The sequence below is a fragment of the Streptococcus sp. SCPM-O-B-15277 (M60) genome (assembly GCF_058200335.1).
The window spans coordinates 1-20109 of the sequence record NZ_JBYQGR010000004.1; the positions used below are offsets into that span (position 1 = coordinate 1).

General features: G+C 39.3%; 22 protein-coding genes. 1 reads left to right on the forward strand and 21 read right to left on the reverse strand.

Features of this window, described 5'->3' with window-relative positions; translation table 11 throughout:
- Positions 1-57 precede the first annotated feature (57 nt).
- A complete protein-coding gene (locus AC3E9F_RS06345) occupies positions 58-540 on the reverse strand; it encodes a sigma-70 RNA polymerase sigma factor region 4 domain-containing protein (protein ID WP_263394133.1) in 483 nt (160 codons plus the stop codon).
- Between the two features lie 179 nt (positions 541-719).
- On the reverse strand, positions 720-2945 hold the full coding sequence (pbp2a, locus tag AC3E9F_RS06350) for a penicillin-binding protein PBP2A (protein ID WP_263394134.1): 2226 nt from the start codon (positions 2943-2945) through the stop codon (positions 720-722).
- An 88-nt stretch (positions 2946-3033) separates the two neighbouring features.
- Here pbp2a and AC3E9F_RS06355 point away from each other — a divergent pair, with 88 nt between their 5' ends.
- On the forward strand, positions 3034-3969 hold the full coding sequence (locus tag AC3E9F_RS06355; RefSeq protein WP_317852501.1) for an RluA family pseudouridine synthase: 936 nt from the start codon (positions 3034-3036) through the stop codon (positions 3967-3969).
- 169 nt (positions 3970-4138) lie between these two features.
- Here the strand turns inward: AC3E9F_RS06355 and gap are convergent, their stop codons facing one another.
- From gap to AC3E9F_RS06450, 19 genes are all read right to left on the reverse strand, one after another.
- Entirely contained in the window at positions 4139-5149 is a 1011-nt protein-coding gene (gene gap / locus AC3E9F_RS06360; RefSeq protein ID WP_006154814.1) for a type I glyceraldehyde-3-phosphate dehydrogenase, read from the reverse strand.
- A gap of 309 nt (positions 5150-5458) precedes the next feature.
- Complete coding sequence (adhE, locus tag AC3E9F_RS06365) at positions 5459-8110, reverse strand: bifunctional acetaldehyde-CoA/alcohol dehydrogenase (RefSeq protein ID WP_263394545.1); 2652 nt, start codon at positions 8108-8110, stop codon at positions 5459-5461.
- A gap of 299 nt (positions 8111-8409) precedes the next feature.
- Positions 8410-8823 (reverse strand): MORN repeat-containing protein, encoded by a 414-nt coding sequence (locus tag AC3E9F_RS06370; protein ID WP_263394135.1) that lies wholly within the window; start codon positions 8821-8823, stop codon positions 8410-8412.
- Complete coding sequence (locus AC3E9F_RS06375; protein WP_263394546.1) at positions 8816-9253, reverse strand: low molecular weight protein-tyrosine-phosphatase; 438 nt, start codon at positions 9251-9253, stop codon at positions 8816-8818. Before AC3E9F_RS06375 ends, AC3E9F_RS06370 begins: the two co-directional genes overlap by 8 nt.
- Before the next feature lie 48 nt (positions 9254-9301).
- Positions 9302-9622 (reverse strand): preprotein translocase subunit YajC, encoded by a 321-nt coding sequence (gene yajC / locus AC3E9F_RS06380; protein ID WP_016466451.1) that lies wholly within the window; start codon positions 9620-9622, stop codon positions 9302-9304.
- A 117-nt stretch (positions 9623-9739) separates the two neighbouring features.
- A complete protein-coding gene (gene tkt, locus AC3E9F_RS06385) occupies positions 9740-11716 on the reverse strand; it encodes a transketolase (protein WP_263394136.1) in 1977 nt (658 codons plus the stop codon).
- Positions 11717-11834: 118 nt separating this feature from the next.
- On the reverse strand, positions 11835-12455 hold the full coding sequence (locus AC3E9F_RS06390) for a ribonuclease P (RefSeq protein WP_263394137.1): 621 nt from the start codon (positions 12453-12455) through the stop codon (positions 11835-11837).
- A 52-nt stretch (positions 12456-12507) separates the two neighbouring features.
- Complete coding sequence (gene jag / locus AC3E9F_RS06395) at positions 12508-13464, reverse strand: RNA-binding cell elongation regulator Jag/EloR (protein WP_263394138.1); 957 nt, start codon at positions 13462-13464, stop codon at positions 12508-12510.
- A gap of 14 nt (positions 13465-13478) precedes the next feature.
- Positions 13479-14294 (reverse strand): YidC/Oxa1 family membrane protein insertase, encoded by an 816-nt coding sequence (locus tag AC3E9F_RS06400; RefSeq protein WP_263394139.1) that lies wholly within the window; start codon positions 14292-14294, stop codon positions 13479-13481.
- On the reverse strand, positions 14269-14640 hold the full coding sequence (gene rnpA / locus AC3E9F_RS06405) for a ribonuclease P protein component (protein WP_263394547.1): 372 nt from the start codon (positions 14638-14640) through the stop codon (positions 14269-14271). The genes AC3E9F_RS06400 and rnpA overlap by 26 nt, the downstream gene beginning before the upstream one ends.
- A gap of 309 nt (positions 14641-14949) precedes the next feature.
- Positions 14950-16287 (reverse strand): PFL family protein, encoded by a 1338-nt coding sequence (locus tag AC3E9F_RS06410; RefSeq protein ID WP_263394140.1) that lies wholly within the window; start codon positions 16285-16287, stop codon positions 14950-14952.
- 9 nt (positions 16288-16296) lie between these two features.
- On the reverse strand, positions 16297-16563 hold the full coding sequence (locus AC3E9F_RS06415; RefSeq protein WP_006149010.1) for an ACT domain-containing protein: 267 nt from the start codon (positions 16561-16563) through the stop codon (positions 16297-16299).
- Positions 16564-16825: 262 nt separating this feature from the next.
- Positions 16826-17212: a 50S ribosomal protein L17 gene (gene rplQ, locus AC3E9F_RS06420; protein ID WP_004251124.1), complete on the reverse strand. Its 387-nt coding sequence runs from the start codon at positions 17210-17212 to the stop codon at positions 16826-16828.
- Positions 17213-17223: 11 nt separating this feature from the next.
- Positions 17224-18159: a DNA-directed RNA polymerase subunit alpha gene (locus AC3E9F_RS06425; RefSeq protein ID WP_263394141.1), complete on the reverse strand. Its 936-nt coding sequence runs from the start codon at positions 18157-18159 to the stop codon at positions 17224-17226.
- 43 nt (positions 18160-18202) lie between these two features.
- Entirely contained in the window at positions 18203-18586 is a 384-nt protein-coding gene (gene rpsK, locus AC3E9F_RS06430; protein ID WP_001118385.1) for a 30S ribosomal protein S11, read from the reverse strand.
- 17 nt (positions 18587-18603) lie between these two features.
- Entirely contained in the window at positions 18604-18969 is a 366-nt protein-coding gene (gene rpsM / locus AC3E9F_RS06435) for a 30S ribosomal protein S13 (protein WP_004251117.1), read from the reverse strand.
- Positions 18970-18986: 17 nt separating this feature from the next.
- Positions 18987-19103, reverse strand: a complete 117-nt coding sequence (rpmJ, locus tag AC3E9F_RS06440; RefSeq protein ID WP_001808836.1) for a 50S ribosomal protein L36 — start codon at positions 19101-19103, stop codon at positions 18987-18989.
- Positions 19104-19127: 24 nt separating this feature from the next.
- Positions 19128-19346, reverse strand: coding sequence for a translation initiation factor IF-1 (gene infA, locus AC3E9F_RS06445; protein ID WP_001029883.1), 219 nt, complete (start codon positions 19344-19346; stop codon positions 19128-19130).
- Between the two features lie 117 nt (positions 19347-19463).
- Complete coding sequence (locus AC3E9F_RS06450; protein WP_004251114.1) at positions 19464-20102, reverse strand: adenylate kinase; 639 nt, start codon at positions 20100-20102, stop codon at positions 19464-19466.
- Positions 20103-20109: the final 7 nt, after the last annotated feature.

A 20109-nucleotide genomic window follows, 5' to 3' on the forward strand; every position in this document is an offset into this window, starting at 1 on the left:
CAACTCTTTCTATTATACCTACTTTTTCTACCTTGTCAACTAGTTTGACTACTTTTTTTATCTTTTTGGCGAAAAATCTTTTAGCACTTGTCTCAGCTCTTTTAACATCGCTTTTCTTCCTTTAAATCTCTCATCAGCAATCAATCTCTCATAAAGTTCCAATTTTTCTTTTCCTAATCCTGCTTTATATCCTTTAAGTACTTCTTGTAAAGCATATGACTCATCTAACAGAAGACCTCCTTCTCCTAATCGGTGGCTAATTTTTCCGACCTCTTCATATGCTTGCCGATCTAATCTTCTTTTATAACTTTCTTGTTTTCGAACTGCGTCTAAAATTCGGTTTCGGAATTTTGTTTTGAAATAGGTGTAAAATTGTTTGTCTCTTTTTTCGATGAATTCCGGGTAGTTTTCTAATAATTCGTTAAGGCAAATCATTCCCTCCTGATCCCAATCTTCTTTTTCCCATAGATGTAGATAGTACTCTTTTCGACACTTATGTACAATGGCTTTTACTTCATGGTAATATTTTTCTAACATCATTACCCTCCTTTTCTTTATCCAGTATATCATAGCTAGGTTTTACAGAACTCTTTCTTTTTTATTTTGCTTGTTTACTTGTCTAAACTTATACTTGGGATATTTTAACATTTCTTTTAGATTATTTTTGAGGCTTTTCAGAATACAAAAAATGACAAGAAATGATTCTTGTCATTCGAGATTTATTGGAATAAATCTACGATTGTATCCCAGATTGTTTTTGCTTTTTCTTTAATTTTAGCATCAGAAATTGCTCGTTCCGCTTCATCTATAAGATTTTGAGCGCGCCCTTGGATATCACTGATAGAGTCGTTTGTTTGTGTACCCCCATTATCAGTTGACTGGCTTGGAACATTTTCAGGAGCAATCCCATTTAGTTTATAGGCATTTTCAACTTTAAAGGTAGTTCCCGGCGTATAAGGAAGAATTGTTTCTGCCATACTTCTAAAAATATGAGCAGCACCATTTGATGTCGAACCTGCTAGATAATGATTTTCATCAGTAGTCGGAAAACCAAGCCAATGACTAATGACGACATCAGGCGTGTACCCAATAACCCACTGGTCACTTGTATACACAGGGTTGAAAGCCGCTTCTGTTGTACCTGTTTTCCCCGCCATAACATAACCATCTGGTGACGAACTTATTCCTGTACCATTTGTAAAGGTTCCTAGCATCATACTAGTCATTTTATCAGCTACGGATTTATCTATTACGCGTTTTTGAGAATTTTTGTGAGTGGCAATTACTTGTCCACTTGCATTTTCAATGCGAGTAATAAAATGTGCTTCTGGCATCAAACCGTCGTTTGCAAATGCTGCATAAGCCTGTGCCATCTGGAGCGGATTTGTTTCTACACCACCCCCCAGAGCAACACCTAAGACACGGTCTACGTTCGTCAAGTTTAGTCCAAATTTCTCGCCCGATTCAAAAGCCTTATCAATCCCAAGCTCCTTAACTGTCGCTACTGCTGGAAGATTTAGCGATTCTGCTAAAGCTTGATACATTGGAACTTCTGGAGAAGTCTTGATTCCTGCGTAATTATCTACCTTGTAATCGCCATACTCCATGGTATGATTATCCAACTCTTTATTAAGAGCCCATCCAGCTTCAACTGCTGGCGTGTAAACAACTAAAGGCTTAATCGTTGAACCTGGACTTCTTTTTGATTGAGTTGCATAGTTGAAATTTCGGAAACCAGCTTTATCATCCCCTGCTACACGACCAACAACTCCTCGAACTCCTCCTGTTTTTGGTTCTAGAGCAACACTACCCGACTCAGCATGAGTTCCATCTTCTGCTGTTGGGAATAGAGAAGTGTTTTCATAAATGACCTGCATGTTAGCTTGGTAATTTTGATCTAGTTCCGTATATATACGATAGCCGTTGTTCACAATTTCTTCTTCTGTTAGATTGTACTTTTCAATTGCTTCATTAACAACTGCATCAAAATAGGATGGATATCGGTAGTCTGAAACTTTCCCTTCATAAGCATCTTGTAGCTGAGATGCCATATCAACACCCAAAGCTTCCTCTTCTTTGTTCTTATCAATATAACCAGCAGCTACCATGTTCTGTAAGACGGTATCCCTACGATTAGTAGAATCTTCAATAGAATTGATAGGGTTATATAATTCCGGTCCTTTGAGCATTCCTGCCAAGGTTGCGGCTTCATCAAGTGTCAGTTGAGAAGCTGAAACCCCAAAGTATTTTTTACTTGCATCTTCAACACCCCAAACTCCGTTTCCGAAGTAGGCATTGTTCAAGTACATGGTTAGAATTTCTTTTTTGCTGTATTTTTTTGTCAATTCTAAAGCTAGAAAGAATTCTTTTGCCTTTCTCTGAACAGTCTGGTCTTGAGAAAGATAGGCATTCTTCGCTAATTGTTGGGTAATTGTGGAGCCACCCCCTGAGCGCCCGCCCGTTACTATTGCTAGGAAGAAACGAGCATAATTAATACCATCGTTCTTATAGAAGCTTCTATCTTCTGTCGCAATAACAGCATTCTGCAAATCTTCACTAATATCAGCAAGCTCAACATAGGTTCCTTTTTGTCCTGACAGAGCACCTGCTTCTTTTTCCTCCCTATCAAAAATCAAGGTCCGAGTTTTCAGGGCGTTTTGCAGGTCGGTAACATTTGTTGATTTTGCTAAAGCAAATAGATAGACTCCGACAAACAAGCTGGCGCTGAGTCCTAGAATCAGAAAAATTTTTGTCAAGTGATAGCGACGCCAAAATTTTCTAACAGGGCCAACTGCACCGGTCTTCTTTCGCCCCCCTCTTGAACGTCTTAAATTACTTGACTCATTTTCTTCATAGTCAACTTCGTTAATCTCTGTTTCTTCAATTTCAGATTCTTCTTTCTTAAATAAGGAAAGAAATTTTTCAAATAATGTATCTAATTTCATGCGTATATTTTATCATCTTCCCCATAGGAAGACAAGAATTTTGCTGGTTACCCTGTCCAAATACACCATTTTTTGTTACAATATCAGTATGAAATTTACCTTTACGATCCCCAACTCTCTACCCGAAATGACTGTCAAACATTTTCTAGAAGAACAGCTGTTAATACCTAGAAAAATAAGGCACTTTTTGAGAATCAAGAAACACATCCTGATTAATCAAGAAGAGGTCCATTGGCATCAAACGGTCAAGGCCGGAGATGAGTGCCAATTGATTTTCGACGAGGAAGATTATCCTACAAAAGAAATTCTCTGGGGAAACCCCAAACTTGTCGAAGAAGTCTATCAAGATCAGTATTTAATTATCGTCAATAAACCCGAGGGTATGAAGACACATGGGAATCAGCCCGATGAGATAGCTCTTCTCAATCATGTCAGCGCCTATGTTGGTCAAACTTGCTATGTTGTTCATAGACTAGATATGGAAACAAGTGGTCTCGTACTGTTTGCGAAGGATCCATTCATTCTGCCTATCCTTAATCGCTTATTAGAAAAGAAAGAGATTTCTCGAGAATACTGGGCTCTGGTTGATGGAAGATTAGAGGCTAAGGACTTGATCTTCCGAGATAAAATCGGTCGCAATCGTCACGATCGTAGAAAAAGAATTGTGGATCAAAAAAACGGTCAATACGCCGAAACTCATGTAACTCGGTTAAAACAATTTCAAAACAAAACCAGTCTCGTTCAGTGTAGATTAAAAACAGGACGTACTCATCAGATTCGAGTCCACCTATCTCACCACAACCATCCAATCGCTGGAGACCCCCTCTATAATCCAAGTTCTAGAACTAGCAGACTAATGCTTCACGCATATAAACTATCCTTTATCCACCCTCTGACTTTAAAACAACTAAGCTTTACTGCTCTATCAGATTCATTTGAAAGAGAAATAAAACAAAATGAGAGTGGGACAGAAATCGGTAATTCGTTAGAATTCGATTTCGTCGTCCCACCTCCGCACAATTGAGTAAGGCTGTAAAAGCTGATGAAATCAGCGTAGTAGAGCCCACTCAACCACTGCGTCTTGCTCCACAATCCAAAGACAATTGAGAGGCTAGGACTTTTGTCCCAGCCTCATTTTTTCATATATACAAAAAAAGCAAGACCAGTTGGCCTTGCTTTTATCGACTCAGAAATTATTTAGCAATTTTTGCGAAGTATTCAAGAGTACGAACAAGTTGTGCAGTGTAAGACATTTCGTTGTCGTACCATGATACAACTTTAACTAATTGTTTACCGTCAACGTCAAGAACTTTAGTTTGAGTTGCGTCAAACAATGATCCGTAAGACATACCTACAACGTCTGAAGAAACGATTGGATCTTCAGTGTAACCGTATGATTCGTTAGCTACTGCTTTCATAGCTGCATTTACTTCATCAACAGTGACGTTCTTTTCAAGAACAACTACCAATTCAGTAACTGATCCAGTTGGAGTAGGAACGCGTTGTGCAGCTCCGTCCAATTTACCGTTCAATTCAGGGATAACCAAACCGATTGCTTTAGCAGCACCAGTTGAGTTAGGAACGATGTTAGCAGCACCAGCACGAGCACGACGAAGGTCACCTTTACGGTGTGGACCGTCAAGGATCATTTGGTCACCAGTGTAAGCGTGGATAGTAGTCATCAATCCTTCAACAACACCGAAGTTATCTTGAAGAGCTTTAGCCATTGGAGCCAAGCAGTTTGTAGTACATGAAGCACCTGAGATAACTGTTTCAGTACCATCAAGAATATCGTGGTTAGTGTTAAATACGACTGTTTTAACATCTGATCCACCAGGAGCAGTGATAACAACTTTCTTAGCACCACCAGCATGCAAGTGTTTTTCAGCAGCTGCTTTAGTAGCAAAGAAACCAGTTGCTTCAAGAACGATTTCTACACCGTCGTTAGCCCAGTCGATTTGTTCTGGATCGCGTTCAGCAGAAACTTTAACGAATTTACCGTTAACTTCGAATCCACCTTCTTTAACTTCCACAGTACCGTCGAAACGACCTTGAGTTGTGTCATATTTCAACAAGTGTGCAAGCATTACTGGATCTGTAAGGTCGTTGATGCGTGTAACTTCAACACCTTCTACGTTTTGGATACGACGGAAAGCAAGACGTCCGATACGACCGAAACCGTTAATACCAACTTTAACTACCATTAGTGATTTCCTCCTTATGAAAATCATGAAAATTTTATTGTGAAAAGAGTAACTTGAATCACTACAAATCACCTTTCAACAAACCTATTATATAACTATTTTAGTTTTATTGCAAGCGCTGACGTTGATTTTCACTTCAGTTTTCTACTTTCTAGATACACAATTTTATATAGATTCCCTTTGTCAAAAGTCTATCAACATACATCTTTATAGTTATTTACAAAATTTTTTTGTTAAACTTTTAACCTCTTCTATTTTAAAAAACTATAAAAAGAGACAGGATTACTCCTGCCTCTGACTGATAATCAATTATTTAAGACGTCCTGGTCTTTCTTTGTAACCATAGTAAGCATCTTCGATGATTTCTTGCATATGATCAACCATTGGAAGACGTGGGTTGGCAGGCGAACATTGATCTTCATAAGCAAGGAAGGCCAATTCACGTGAATGTTCTTTCCATTCTTTCTCGTCAACACCTTGTGCTTTGAAGTTCATTTCGATACCTACGCGCTCACCGAGTTCGTAAACAGCTTTAGCATAAGATGCAACTCCTTCTTCTGGAGTAGAAGCTGGAAGTCCAAGCATACGAGCGATATCTTGATATTTCTCATCTGCACGGTAGTAGTTGTACTTAGGCCATGTAGCTGTCTTAGCTGGGCGTGTACCATTGTAACGGATAACGTATGGAAGCAAGATTGCATTTGTACGTCCGTGAACTGTGTGGAATTGTGCACCAATCTTGTGAGCCATTGAGTGAGAAATACCTAGGAAGGCATTAGCAAAGGCCATACCAGCAATAGTTGAAGCGTTATGCATTTTCTCACGTGAATGGAAGTCTGCATTCTTAACTGAACTTTCAAGGTTTTCAAATACGAGTTTAATCGCTTGAAGAGCAAGACCGTCAGTGTAGTCGCTAGCCATTTGTGATACGTAAGCTTCAGTCGCGTGAGTCAATACGTCCATACCAGTATCAGCAGCAACAAATCCAGGAACTGTCAATACCAAAGCAGGGTCTACGATTGCCACAGTTGGTGTCAATGAGTAGTCAGCGATTGGGTATTTACGGTTGTTCGCTTTATCAGAGATAACGGCAAATGGAGTTACTTCAGATCCTGTACCAGATGTAGTTGGGATAGCGATGAATTTAGTCTTCTTACCAAGTAATGGGAATTTGAAGGCACGTTTACGGATATCCATGAATTTTTGTACAAGGTCACGGAAGTCCACTTCTGGTTGCTCGTAGAAGAGCCACATTACTTTAGCAGCATCCATTGGTGATCCACCACCAAGAGCGATGATTGTATCTGGTTTGAAGGCACGCATAATCTCAGTACCACGTTCAACTGTAGTGATATCTGGATCTGGTTCTACATCTGCAAAGATTTGGTAAACAACCTTATTGCGACGAAGGTCAAGTTGTTCGATGATACGATCAAGGAAGCCAAGCTCTACCATAGCATGGTCAGTAACGATCATGACACGCTCAACGTCACGACATTTTTGAAGGTATTGAATTGAATCACGTTCAAAGTATGTTTTTGAAGGAAGTTTCATCCATTGCATGTTATTTCTCCGTCTTCCGACTTTTTTGATATTCAAGAGGTTAATGGCGCTAACGTTATCCCCAACTGAGTTACGTCCGTAAGAACCACATCCGAGTGTCAATGATGGCAAGAAGGCATTGTAAACGTCCCCGATACCACCGAAAGTAGAAGGTGAGTTACAGATAACACGAATAGCTTTAACAGCTTTACCAAATTCTTTAGTCAATTCTTCATCAGCAGTATGGATGGCAGCTGAGTGTCCAAGACCGTTAAATTCAACCATTTGACGAGCTTTTGCAATACCGTCTTCGCGGCTTTCAGATTTCAAAACTGCGATAACTGGTGATAATTTTTCACGAGTCAACGGCTCTTTTTCGCCAACTTCTTTACATTCTGCAGCAAGAATGTTTGTTCCTTCTGGAACCGTAAATCCTGCTTGTTCTGCAATCCAAGTTGCTGGTTTACCAACGATGTCAGCGTTCAATTTTGCACCAGCACAGTTTTTGCTGTTTGCTTTCACACCGAAGCAGAATTCTTCAAGAAGAGCTTTTTCTTTTTTGTTTACAAAGTAAGTGTGATATGATTTGAACTCTGCTACGAATTCATCGTAAATCTCTTTATCGATGATAACCGCTTGTTCAGATGCACAGACCATACCGTTATCAAATGATTTAGACATTACGATATCGTGAGCAGCTTGGCGGATGTTAGCTGATTTTTCAACATAAGCTGGAACGTTTCCGGCACCTACCCCAAGAGCTGGTTTACCACATGAGTAAGCCGCTTTAACCATGGCATTACCACCTGTCGCAAGGATTGTCGCAACACCTTCGTGGTTCATCAATGCGCTAGTTGCTTCCATAGATGGTTCAGTAATCCACTGTATACAGTTCTCAGGAGCACCTGCTTTAATCGCTGCATCACGAACGATTTGAGCTGCGTGAGCTGATGATTCTTGAGCTGATGGGTGGAACGCAAAGACAATAGGATTACGAGTCTTCAATGAAATCAAAGCTTTAAAGATTGCTGTTGAAGTAGGGTTTGTTGTTGGAGTGATACCACAAACAACACCAACCGGTTCAGCAATAAGAGTCAATCCTGTCACATCGTCTTCTTCAATAACACCAACTGTTTTAGTGTGGCGCATGTTGTTTACTACGTGCTCACAGGCAAACAAGTTTTTAGTCGCTTTATCTTCAAATACTCCACGTCCTGTTTCTTCAAAGGCATGTAAAGCCAATTCCCCGTGGGCATCAAGAGCTGCAACTGAAGCTTTTGCTACGATATAATCGACTTGATCTTGGTCAAGTTTACGCATTTCTTCAAGGGCAACCAAAGCTTTTTGCACCAAACCATCAACATGCTTTTCAGCAGCGAGTTTCTTTTCCTCTGGTGTTACAGTTTTTTTATCAGCCATATTTTCCTCCATAGCTTTCAAGGATTGTAAGTCCTTTGTTAATTTTTTCACAATCTTATTATAACTCTTTTTTCAAGATTTGTAAACAGTTTCATAGAAATTTCACAAACTTTTTTTATTTCCTTGTGAAAATATTTTTGTACATGCCTACACATGCACTTTTACACTTCCACTTTGTGAATAATTCAATAAAACTTTTATTTTTCACAAATTCCATTGTAAAAAGGTATTGTAAAGCATCTCAATTTCCATGTAAGCGCTTTCCGTTTACGCAGTATAATACCCCCTCTAAGAGGAGGTTATTGCGCTTGTTGAAAGAGACCTTGTTTAAAATCACCTTCATAGACTACATCTTGCTCAGTAGTCAGTTTTCCTTTACCTTCAGCCTGGCCATTAACAAAGTCACCTTCATAAACCCAGCCTTCCTTAGCTTGGTAGGTTCCTTTGCCGTTAAATGCGCCATTTTTGAATTCCCCAGTGTAGGTATCACCATTTGCGAAAGTCAGGGTCCCTTTGCCATTCATCTTTCCACGAACGATACTTCCGTCATATACTAAGGAATCTCCATCCAATTTTAATACTCCTTGCTTAGGCATGTTCCCTACAAATACGAATATCGCGCAAAGAGCTATGACCACTACCGTCGCAATTTCTAAACGAGGACGAGTTATATAGACACTGTATTTATCATAGAGTTTTTTTAAATTATCCATTTTTTGCCTCATTTTCTAAACGTGCTAGCCAAGCTAGACAACCAGCTAAAACTCGATTATAAGTTTCATCAAAATCACCTGTATACCATGGATCTGGAACACTTTCAGAAGCGAATGCCTCTATCTTATGATGATGCTCCTGAGGACTCATCCGAGTCAAGTCAAGAAGATTGGACTCATCCATTCCGATGATATAGTCAAAATGTTCAAAATCATCCTTAGAGATTTGTTGCGATGTTTTTGATGAATCATAAGGAATGCCGTGAGTTTTAAAGATTTTCTGAGTCCCTTTGTGAATTGGATTGCCGTGTTCCCAAGAAGAAGTTGCTCGACTTTCAATCTCATAATCATCGGTTAAAGATTTCATCACAAATTCTGCCATCGGGCTTCGACAAATATTACCAAGGCAAACAAAAACAATCTTTTTCATCATCGTTCCTCATCTTCATAGAAAAAGGGGTATAAGATCAACCCCGTTTTATTCTTCAATCGCGCTTTCGCCGTCAACAACTGTACCTTCAGGTGTGACAGCTTCTTTGACTGGCAAAACTGTTCTAATTGCGCCTAATTCAAAAGTCAAGTATACTCCGTCTACATCAAGTACAATCGTTTTGTTTTCAGTGTCAACTTCATCAACTGTACCATAGAGACCACCGATAGTAATTACTTCATAGCCTTTTTGAAGTTTGTTGAGGCTCTCCATACGTTTTTCAGCTTGTTTCTTTTGAGAACGTTGCATGAAGAACATCAAGCCGAACATCAAAACAAGCATAATCAAGAATGTTAAATTCCCACCCATTATTTTTTACTCCTTTGTAATTCAGATAAAACTACTATAACAAATTTCACTTGTTTTTACAAGATTGTACCCTGGTTTTGGAACAATAAAAAAACCAGAGCAATGCTCTGGTTTTTCTTACTTCAAGTTGTTTACAATTTCAACTAAGTTTTCAACTGTAAATCCATATTCTGCTAAAACTTTTGAAGCTGGAGCAGACGCACCAAAGGTATCAATACCGAGAACCGCTCCATCAAGACCGACGTATTTATACCAGTTTTGAGTTGCTCCCATTTCGACAGCTACACGGCGACGAACTGCATTTGGTAAGATTTCTTCTTTGTATGCTGCGTCTTGTGCATCAAATACATCTGTAGATGGCATGCTGACTACGCGAATTTTTCCACCTTGGCTTGCCAATTCCTTAGCAGCTGCTACTGCTAAGTTCACTTCTGAACCTGTTGCAATCAAGATAGTGTCAAAGTCTGCTGCATTTTCATATACAACGTAAGCACCTTTCGCAACCTTCTCAAAGTCTGTTCCTTCCTCAACAGTCAAGTTTTGACGAGTCAAGACAAGGGCAGTTGGTGTTTTCTCACTCTTCACTGCAAGATACCAAGCGGCTTGAGTTTCACGCGCATCTGCCGGGCGGAAAACATTGAGGTTTGGAATTGCACGAAGTCCTGCCAAGTGTTCAATCGGCTCATGAGTTGGTCCATCTTCACCAACAGCGATTGAATCGTGGGTAAAGACATAGGTTACAGGAAGACCTTGCAAGGCTGACAAACGAACTGCCGCTTTAAGGTAGTCTGAGAATACGAAGAAGGTTCCACCATAAACTCGAAGTCCACCGTGAAGAGCCATTCCGTTCAAAACTGTACCCATTGCAAATTCACGAACACCAAATTGGATATTACGGTTCAAGCGATTTGCATCGTCCTGTAGTCCGTCAGTTTTGATGTAAGTCATATTTGAATGTGCAAGGTCAGCTGATCCACCAAGGAAGGTTGGCAATTTAGCAGCCACTACATTCAAGGCATCCTGACTTGAGTTACGAGTTGCTTGAGAGAAGCCATTTTCTAAAGCTGGGAAGTCTTCTGGAGTCAATTCAACTGGATCGCGTCCGTCAATAATTGCTTCCACTTCTGCTGCGAGTTCTGGGTGAGCTTCTTTATAATCTGCAACTAGTTTTGTCCATGCTTCATATGCTGATGCACCTCGGTCCGCAACATTTTCTTTGAAATCAGCATAAACTTCCGCTGGAATTTCAAACGGTTCGTAGTCCCAACCAAGGGCTTGACGAGTTGCAGCAGTTTCGTCTGCACCAAGAGGAGCACCGTGTACGGCATTAGTTCCTTGTTTATTTGGCGAACCATAACCAATAACAGTTTTTACTTCAATCAAAGATGGTTTGCCAGAAGCCTTAGCTTCTTCAATGGCTGCTTGAATAGCTTCTAAGTCTGTCCCATCTTCAACCAAGGCTGTATGCCAACCATAGGCATTGTAACGATCGCGAACACTCTCTGTGAATGAATCCTTTGTCTCACCATCCAAGTTGATATCGTTTGAATCATAAAGAACAACCAACTTGTCAAGTTTTTGCAAGCCTGCATAAGAAGCAGCTTCGCTTGAGACACCTTCCATCAAGTCGCCATCTCCACAGATAACATATGTGTAGTGATCAAAGATATTATATCCTTCACGGTTATACTTAGCTGCAAGGAAACGTTCTGCTTGTGCAAAACCTGTCGCAGTTGCGATCCCTTGTCCTAGAGGTCCTGTTGTTGCATCAACCCCTGCAGTATGCCCAAATTCTGGGTGACCTGGTGTTTTAGAGCCCCATTGACGGAAGTTCTTTACCTCATCCATGCTCACATCTTCAAAACCAGAAAGGTGAAGAAGGGCATAAAGGAGCATTGAACCATGACCTGCTGAAAGAATAAAACGGTCGCGGTTGATCCAGTTTGGTTGAGCTGGATTGATACGAAGTTCTTTAGTGAATAGGCTGTATGCCATCGGAGCAGCACCCATCACCACCCCTGGGTGACCTGAGTTTGCTTTGTTGATAGCGTCAATACCTAGAAAACGAATCGCATTAACAGATAAATTTGACATAGAATTTCCTTTCTCTTTGAGGTGATAAGTATACCACGTATCCTATTTTACTATTATATGAAAAAATACCTAGAATAGCAATAAAACAATTTACTATAAAATGACTCAGCCGATTATACTAATTCCTAGTCGCTTGATAGTAAGGTAATAATTTTTCAAAACCTCTATCAAGTCCATCTAGAACTTTATCTAGGGTATCTTCATCGGTTATTGGAATATCAACTTTTACTAAAACCTTACGAATCTCCTGATTGGATAATTCTTGTCTTAAAAGTTGCCTGTTCTCTTCAGTAGCTTGTACTTTATAGCTTTCATCGTTTTTCTGAACCCAATAATAGATTCCATCAACCACTGGGATATCCAAGATTTTAGCCTGTTTTGACAAGGTAGCCTCATCTTTCTTTCTCTCTACAAAACTGACTTCTATAGAAATTCCCCAATCATTCGGGTTTCCATACAAACGAAGAGCCATCATGGGCTCTGTTACATGTCCCTCTCTCTGTAAATAAACCCAGAAATGGGGGCGTAGTCTCTGCGCTTGATTCATCCATTGACTGGTTGGGTGTAAATTCCAACCGGTGTGCCTAGCTTGAAAACATTCAGCTAGGTGAGTAAATGACTTTCGTGCCTCCTGCCCTTTTTGACGCAAGTCTAGCATTTTATCCTTTTCAGCTCCTGCTTTGTCAGGATTCCGGTACTGTTCTCCTTGATAAGCAAGATAGTCCTTGATTTCTTTCATTTGATTCCTTCTTTAGTTAGAAAAAAATCAGGTTTTCCCTGATTTTTCATTTTTATTCTGTGTCAACTACAACGTAACGATTTGGTTCGTCACCTTCAGAGTAACTGGTTACACCTTCCATTCGTGAGATGATGCGATGGATAATTTTACGCTCGCTGCTTGACATTGGATCTGTCATCTGACTACGGCCTTCTTCCAAAACACGTGTCGCTAATTTTTGAGCATAACTCTGTAACACTTCTGCACGATGTTCTACATAATCATTAACGTTGATAGTAATGTAGAAGGTTTTTGAATAACGATTGTAGAGGTAATTTTGTGCTAAAAGTTGAAGAGATTTCAAAACCTTACCATGGTAACCAATAATACGGCCTGGCTCATTCGTATCAATTTGCATGTTGATAGAGCGACGGTTAGAGGTGCTAGAAATAGTTCCCTCAACATCCATATCATCGATAATCGCTTGAACATAATTGGTTACTTCTTCAACAACCTTTTCAGTGTCGTATGTTGGCTCGACTTTCAAACCAAGATTTTCTAAATCGCTACTTTGCTCTTCGTCAGCATTTTCTTGAGTTGTCTCAGGTTGCAATTCTTTTAAAACTTCAATATGGCCTGTTTCTTCTAAAATCGTGCTGGCTTCTTTATCATTCTTAAGAATTTCAGCCTTGACTTCTTCAGAAATTTCTTGGCCTTCTTCTTCAATTTTCTTGATAGCAGCAACTACATGTCCCAAATCAACTGTTGCTTCGCTGACTGTTTTAACTGGATCATTTTGATCATTAATTTCTTTTGGAACGCCTTTGATTGCTTGCTGATTTGCTTTTACAACCGTTGTTTCACTGATTGCTTCGATATCAACTTGAGCTGGTTTTTTTCCAAAAAGTCCAAAAAATCCTTTTTTCTCTCTCGAAACAACTTTGATATGAGCTTTCATTCTCGGAATATTTAATTCATTCAATCCATTTTGGATTGCTTCTTCAACTGTTGAACCTGTAAATAACACCATTATCAGATTTCTCCTTACTTTTTCTTTTTCTGTGCTTTCTTTAGAGCTTTTCTTTTCTTAACTTCTAAATCCTTCTTAGCTTGTACATCTGCTTCACGCTCTGCAATAATTTTGAAGGGATTGTTCAAAAGGTAAGTTTGCAATACTTGATAAGCATTTGAAACCGCCCAGTAAAGAGCGACACCACTTGGAGCAGATATTGCAAAAAAGAAGATTATAACAGGCATCCCATACATCATACCTGTCATTGCACCATTTTTCTCAGGTAAGGCTTTATTTGAAAGCCAGCTACTGAGGAAGGTGAATAGGGCAGCTAAAACAGGTAGTACGAAAGTGGTATCAGCTCCACCTAGATTGAACCATAAAAAGTGGCCTGTCTTCAAAAAATCTACGTTTGATAAAGCTTGGAAAAGAGCCAATAGAATTGGCATTTGAATTAAAAGCGGCCAGAAGGATGCGGATTGCTTAATGCCTAATTCTTTAAATAATTTACGTGTTTCCTGATCTAGCTTAGTACGACTTTCCATGTCGCGACCTGGATAACGTTCGCGCAATTCTTTGATAAGAGGTTGCGCCTCTTGCATTTTTCTGGAAGCCACCATTTGTGTTTGAAAGACTGGTAACAGTATTGTTCTAATCAAAACCGTGAAAAGAATAATCCCTAAACCAATGCTGACATCAAATGACAAAAATCGAATGGTTTCAGCAAAAAAATAAACAAGTTTACTCCAAAAGTCTGCCGAATCAGCAGACACTTCACTAGTTGCACAAGCAGTCATTACCAACAAGGACAAACCTAACAAACTAGTCAATTGTAATTTCTTCTTCACTCTTATTTCCTTCCTGGTAAATCTTTGCTAATCTCAAAACATGAAGTAAGTTTTTTTCAATTTCTGCATATTCTAATAGTTCAACGCCTTTTCGAGCAATCACAACAAAATCGACATTATCAACAATTTGATTACTATTTCGAATGAGAACATGCCGGATTCTTCTCTTGATTTGGTTTCTTGTCACAGCATTTCCTAATTTTTTACTGACTGATAAACCTACTCGAAAATGTGTTTCATTGTTTTCTAATCGATAAATAACAAATTTTCGATTAGCTACACTTGCTCCCTTTTTAAATATGGCGTCGAAATCTTTCTCTTTTTTTACACGAAAGCTTTTTCTCAAAAATTCTACTCCATCTAATAAAACTACTACTATTATACCATAATTTTTCAAAAAGCCAATCATGGCAAGGTTTTAGGCTGGTTTGACTTCGAAAAAACTAGCCATTCTTAAAAAATTTGACCAGAATCAATGAAATTTTACTAGTTTTTTAAAGAATACAAAACAAAAGCCACTCTTACGAGCGACTTTTGTAGGAGATTATTATGAAAAAGTTTAGGATTTCTATTAAATAAAGTTAGGAGGTCTTTATTTAATGATTAGAGTATACACACCTATCCTTAAATAGAACTTAAATCATTTTATTTTTTATTAATTTTTAAAACTATGAATTGGAGCTGGAATCTGTCCTCCACGAGCAATGAAATCAGCCGAAGAAGCTCCATTGACTTTCATAACTGGGGCAGTTCCTAGCAAGCCACCAAACTCAATCATATCGCCTTCTTTACCCTTTGGAATGATACGGACAGCTGTGGTTTTCATATTAATAACACCAATTGCTGCCTCATCCGCAATCATAGCTGCAATGGTTTCGGCAGGTGTATCTTCAGGGATAGCAATCATATCCAACCCAACTGAACAGATAGCCGTCATGGCTTCTAGCTTTTCAAGATTTAGGGAACCATTTTGCACTGCTGCTATCATACCCTCATCTTCTGAAACTGGGATGAAAGCACCTGACAGACCACCGACTTGGTTGCAAGCCATTACTCCTCCTTTTTTTACTTGGTCATTTAAAAGAGCTAAAGCGGCAGTCGTCCCATGAGTCCCAACTGTTTCCAATCCCATTTCTTCCAGAACCCGAGCTACAGAATCCCCCACTGCAGGAGTAGGTGCTAAACTCAAATCAACAATCCCAAAATCAACACCTAGTCTTTCACTAGCCATCTGGCCAACTAATTGACCAATCCGAGTAATCTTGAAGGCTGTCTTTTTAACAGTTTCAGCAACTACATCAAAGCTTTGGCCTCGAACTTTTTCTAAAGCACGTTTGACAACCCCAGGCCCTGAAACGCCTACATTGATAATAACATCAGCTTCACCAACACCATGAAAGGCTCCGGCCATAAAAGGATTGTCCTCAACTGCATTGGCAAAAACGACAAGTTTTGCAGCCCCCATATCTGAAAGCTCAGCTGTCTCCTTGATAATTCGACCCATATCAGCTACAGCAGTCATGTTGATTCCTGACTTTGTTGAACCAATATTTACTGAAGAGCAAACTTTATCAGTTTCAGCTAAAGCACGTGGAATCGAGTTGATGAGTATTTCATCTCCTTTTTGGTAGCCTTTTTGAACTAAAGCAGAAAAGCCACCAATAAAATCAACACCAATTTCTTTTGCTGCTCTATCTAAAGCTTTGGCTAACGGTACATAATCCCTTGCATCTGTAGCAGCACCAATTAGAGAAATCGGTGTTACTGATACACGTTTATTGACAATAGGTATACCTAACTCAGCGGCGATTTCATCACCGACAGCCACTAAATTCGCCGCCTTAGTCGTAACTTTTTCATATATTTTATCTGCAGCTCTATCAATATCCGGATCAATACAATCAAGAAGAGAAATTCCCATGGTAATGGTACGAATATCAAAATTCTGCTCTTCAATCATTGCAATAGTTTCGGTAACTTGTCTAATATCCATAAGCACCTCCTAGATATTATACATAGCATCGAAAATAGCCGCGCTCTGAATATTGATTTTGACATTCAAGGTCTGGCCAAAGGCTTCAAACTCATTTCTTAGTTGAGTAAAATCATGTTTTTCATCACTGGATACTACAGCCATCATGGTGAAGAATTCATCCAATACAGTTTGTGAAATATCATCAATATTTAATCCTAGTTCAGCAATCTTAGTCGCAACACCTGCAACAATACCACCCTTATCTTTTCCAACAACAGTTATAATAGCTTTCATATTGGTCCTCCATCTTTGAAATCATAGAAAATAACCATATCTATATTTTTCTTTTTTCTCAGTATAGCACATTTACTTCAAAAAAACTAAAAAACGCCTGCTTACGAAATTGTTCTTAAAAGAAAAACAATTTCGTAAACAAGCGTCTACCCTACCATCTTATGATGAGTGTTCCCGCTAGGACAAAAGTCCTAGCGGTAGACCAGAGCTAGACTAAGAGCACAGGGCTCCATCATCATAACACTCAACAAAATTGATGATTTTATACTAATTCGATGATCGCCATTGGCGCTGCATCACCACGACGTGGTTCAGTTTTAAGGATACGAGTGTATCCACCGTTACGGTCTGCGTAACGAGGTGCGATTTCTGAGAACAATTTTTGAAGTGCTGTAGTAGAAGTGTACTTGTCAGTTGCTTCATCATAGTTTTCAGATGCGATTTCATTACGTACGAAAGCAGCAGCTTGACGACGTGCATGCAAATCACCACGTTTACCTAGAGTAATCATTTTTTCAACAGTTTTACGGATTTCTTTAGCACGAGCTTCAGTTGTCACGATTGATTCGTTGATCAAAAGGTCAGTTGTCAAATCGCGAAGCATTGCTTTACGTTGTGAGCTAGTGCGTCCTAGTTTACGGTAAGCCATGTATTCCTCCTTTATTTATCTTTTAATCCAAGACCCAAATCAATGAGTTTGAGTTTCACTTCTTCCAAACTCTTGCGTCCAAGATTTCTTACTTTCATCATCTCTGCTTCAGATTTTTCTGTCAAATCATGCACAGTATTGATACCAGCACGTTTCAAACAGTTATATGAGCGTACAGACAAGTCAAGTTCCTCAATCGTACGTTCCAAAATACGGTCGTCCGATTCAGTATCAGCTTCTTTCATCACTTCTGCAGATTTAGCAACCTCTGTAAGATTTGTAAACAAATCAAGATGTTCTGTCAAAATACGTGCTGAAAGCCCTAAAGCATCTTCTGGAATAATAGTTCCATTTGTCAAGATTTCAAGGGTTAATTTGTCGAAACCATCATTGCTTCCTACACGAGCAGGTTCAACTTGATAGTTAACTTTTGTAACTGGTGTATAAATAGAATCTACAGCAAGTGTTCCAACTGGGGCATTATCTTTTTTATTTTCATCTGCAGGTACATAACCACGACCAGTGTTTACAGTCATAGTTGCTTTAAATGAAGCACCTTCTCCGATTGTGAAAAGATAATGATCTGGATTTACGATTTCAATATCACTATCAGTTAAAATATCTCCGGCTGTCACTTCAGCAGGACCTTCAACATCAAGTTCTATAGTCTTTTCGTCTTTTACATATGATTTAACTGCAATACCTTTAATGTTCAGAATGATTTGCATCACGTCTTCGCGAACACCAGGAATTGTATCAAATTCATGTAATACTCCATCGATATCGATAGATGTAACAGCTGCTCCTGGAAGAGAAGCAAGAAGTACACGACGAAGAGAGTTACCAAGTGTTGTACCGTATCCACGTTCTAGTGGTTCGATTACAAACTTGCCATAATCTTTATTTTCATCAATTTTTGTTATATTTGGTTTTTCAAACTCGATCATTTAGTTACTCCCTCTTAAACGAAAAGCAGTGTAAAGGTAATGATTATACACGGCGACGTTTTGGAGGACGAGCACCATTGTGTGGCACTGGAGTCACATCACGAATTGCTGTTACTTCAAGACCAGCGGCAGCAAGAGCACGAATAGCTGACTCACGACCAGAACCTGGACCTTTTACAGTAACTTCAACTGATTTAAGACCGTGTTCTTGTGCAGATTTAGCAGCAGCTTCTGAAGCCATTTGAGCAGCAAATGGTGTAGATTTACGAGAACCTTTAAAACCAAGAGCACCAGCTGATGACCAAGCGATTGCATTACCATGCACATCAGTAATCATAACAATAGTGTTATTAAATGTAGCGTGAATATGAGCAATACCAGATTCGATATTCTTTTTCACACGACGTTTACGTGTTGGTTTAGCCAAGACTTTTACCTCCTATATTATTTTTTCTTACCAGCAATCGCAACAGCTTTACCTTTACGAGTGCGAGCGTTGTTTTTAGTGTTTTGTCCACGGACAGGAAGTCCACGACGGTGACGGATACCACGGTATGAACCGATTTCCATCAAACGTTTGATGTTCAAGTTCACTTCACGACGAAGGTCACCTTCAACTTTAATTGCATCCACTTCACGACGGATAGCATCTTCTTGATCTGATGTAAGGTCACGAACACGAATATCTTCTGAAACTCCAGCAGCTGCCAAAATCTTTTGAGATGTTGCAAGTCCGATACCATAGACATAAGTCAATGAGATAACTACGCGTTTGTCATTTGGAATATCAACTCCAGCAATACGAGCCATGTTTTCTCCTTTCTATCTTATCCTTGACGTTGTTTGTGTTTTGGATTTGCTGGGCAAATTACCATAACACGACCATTACGACGAATTACTTTACAGTATTCGCAAATTGGTTTGACCGATGGTCTTACTTTCATTTCTTATCCCTCCAAGTTTTTCGATTATTTAAAGCGGTAAGTGATACGTCCACGTGTCAAGTCATATGGACTCATTTCAACAGTAACACGATCTCCCGCTAAAATACGAATATAGTTTTTACGAATTTTACCAGAAACTGTTGCTAAAATCTGATGTCCATTTTCAAGTTCAACCGTAAACATTGCATTCGGCATCGTATCGACTACTTTGCCTTCAACTTCAATCACATCGTCTTTTGCCACGCAAAAGTACCTCCCTAAATTTCGATTTGATGCCTCTAGACACAGAGACAACAATTATAAGTCAGACTAACTCAGTATAACATTTGTCAAGACATTTTGCAAGTCTGAAAAACGCTTTTATTTCAAATTTGTCAATACCTTTTCGATATCTTTAAAGACATCATTGATATCTTGGTTACCTTCGATATCATGTACTAGACCTTTAGCACGATAGTGAGCAATAATTGGTTCACCTTGAGCAATATTGACATCCAAACGACGTTTAACTGTCTCTGGTTTATCATCTTCACGTTGGTAGTAATCTTCCTCTTTGTAATCAACTGGTGGGTTGAATACCTTATGGAAAGTTTCTCCAGTTTCACGGTGAATGATACGACCACTCAAACGTTCAAGTAGGCAAGATGGATCTACTTCGATGTTGATAACACCTTCAAGTTTAATTCCAAGTTCAGCCAATGTTTTATCTAAGGCATGAGCTTGTTCAATCGTGCGTGGGTAACCATCCAACAAGAAGCCAGTTTCCTTAATATCATCTTGTGAAAGACGCTCTTTAACAATTCCATTTGTAACTTCATCTGGAACTAATTCACCTTTGTCGATATAAGACTTAGCCAACACACCCATTTCAGTTTGGTTAGCCATTGCTGCACGGAACATGTCACCTGTTGAGATGTGTGCAACATGAAATTGTTCAACAATTTTTGCTGCTTGTGTTCCTTTACCTGCACCAGGTAAACCCATAATCAAAAGATTCATGATTCAA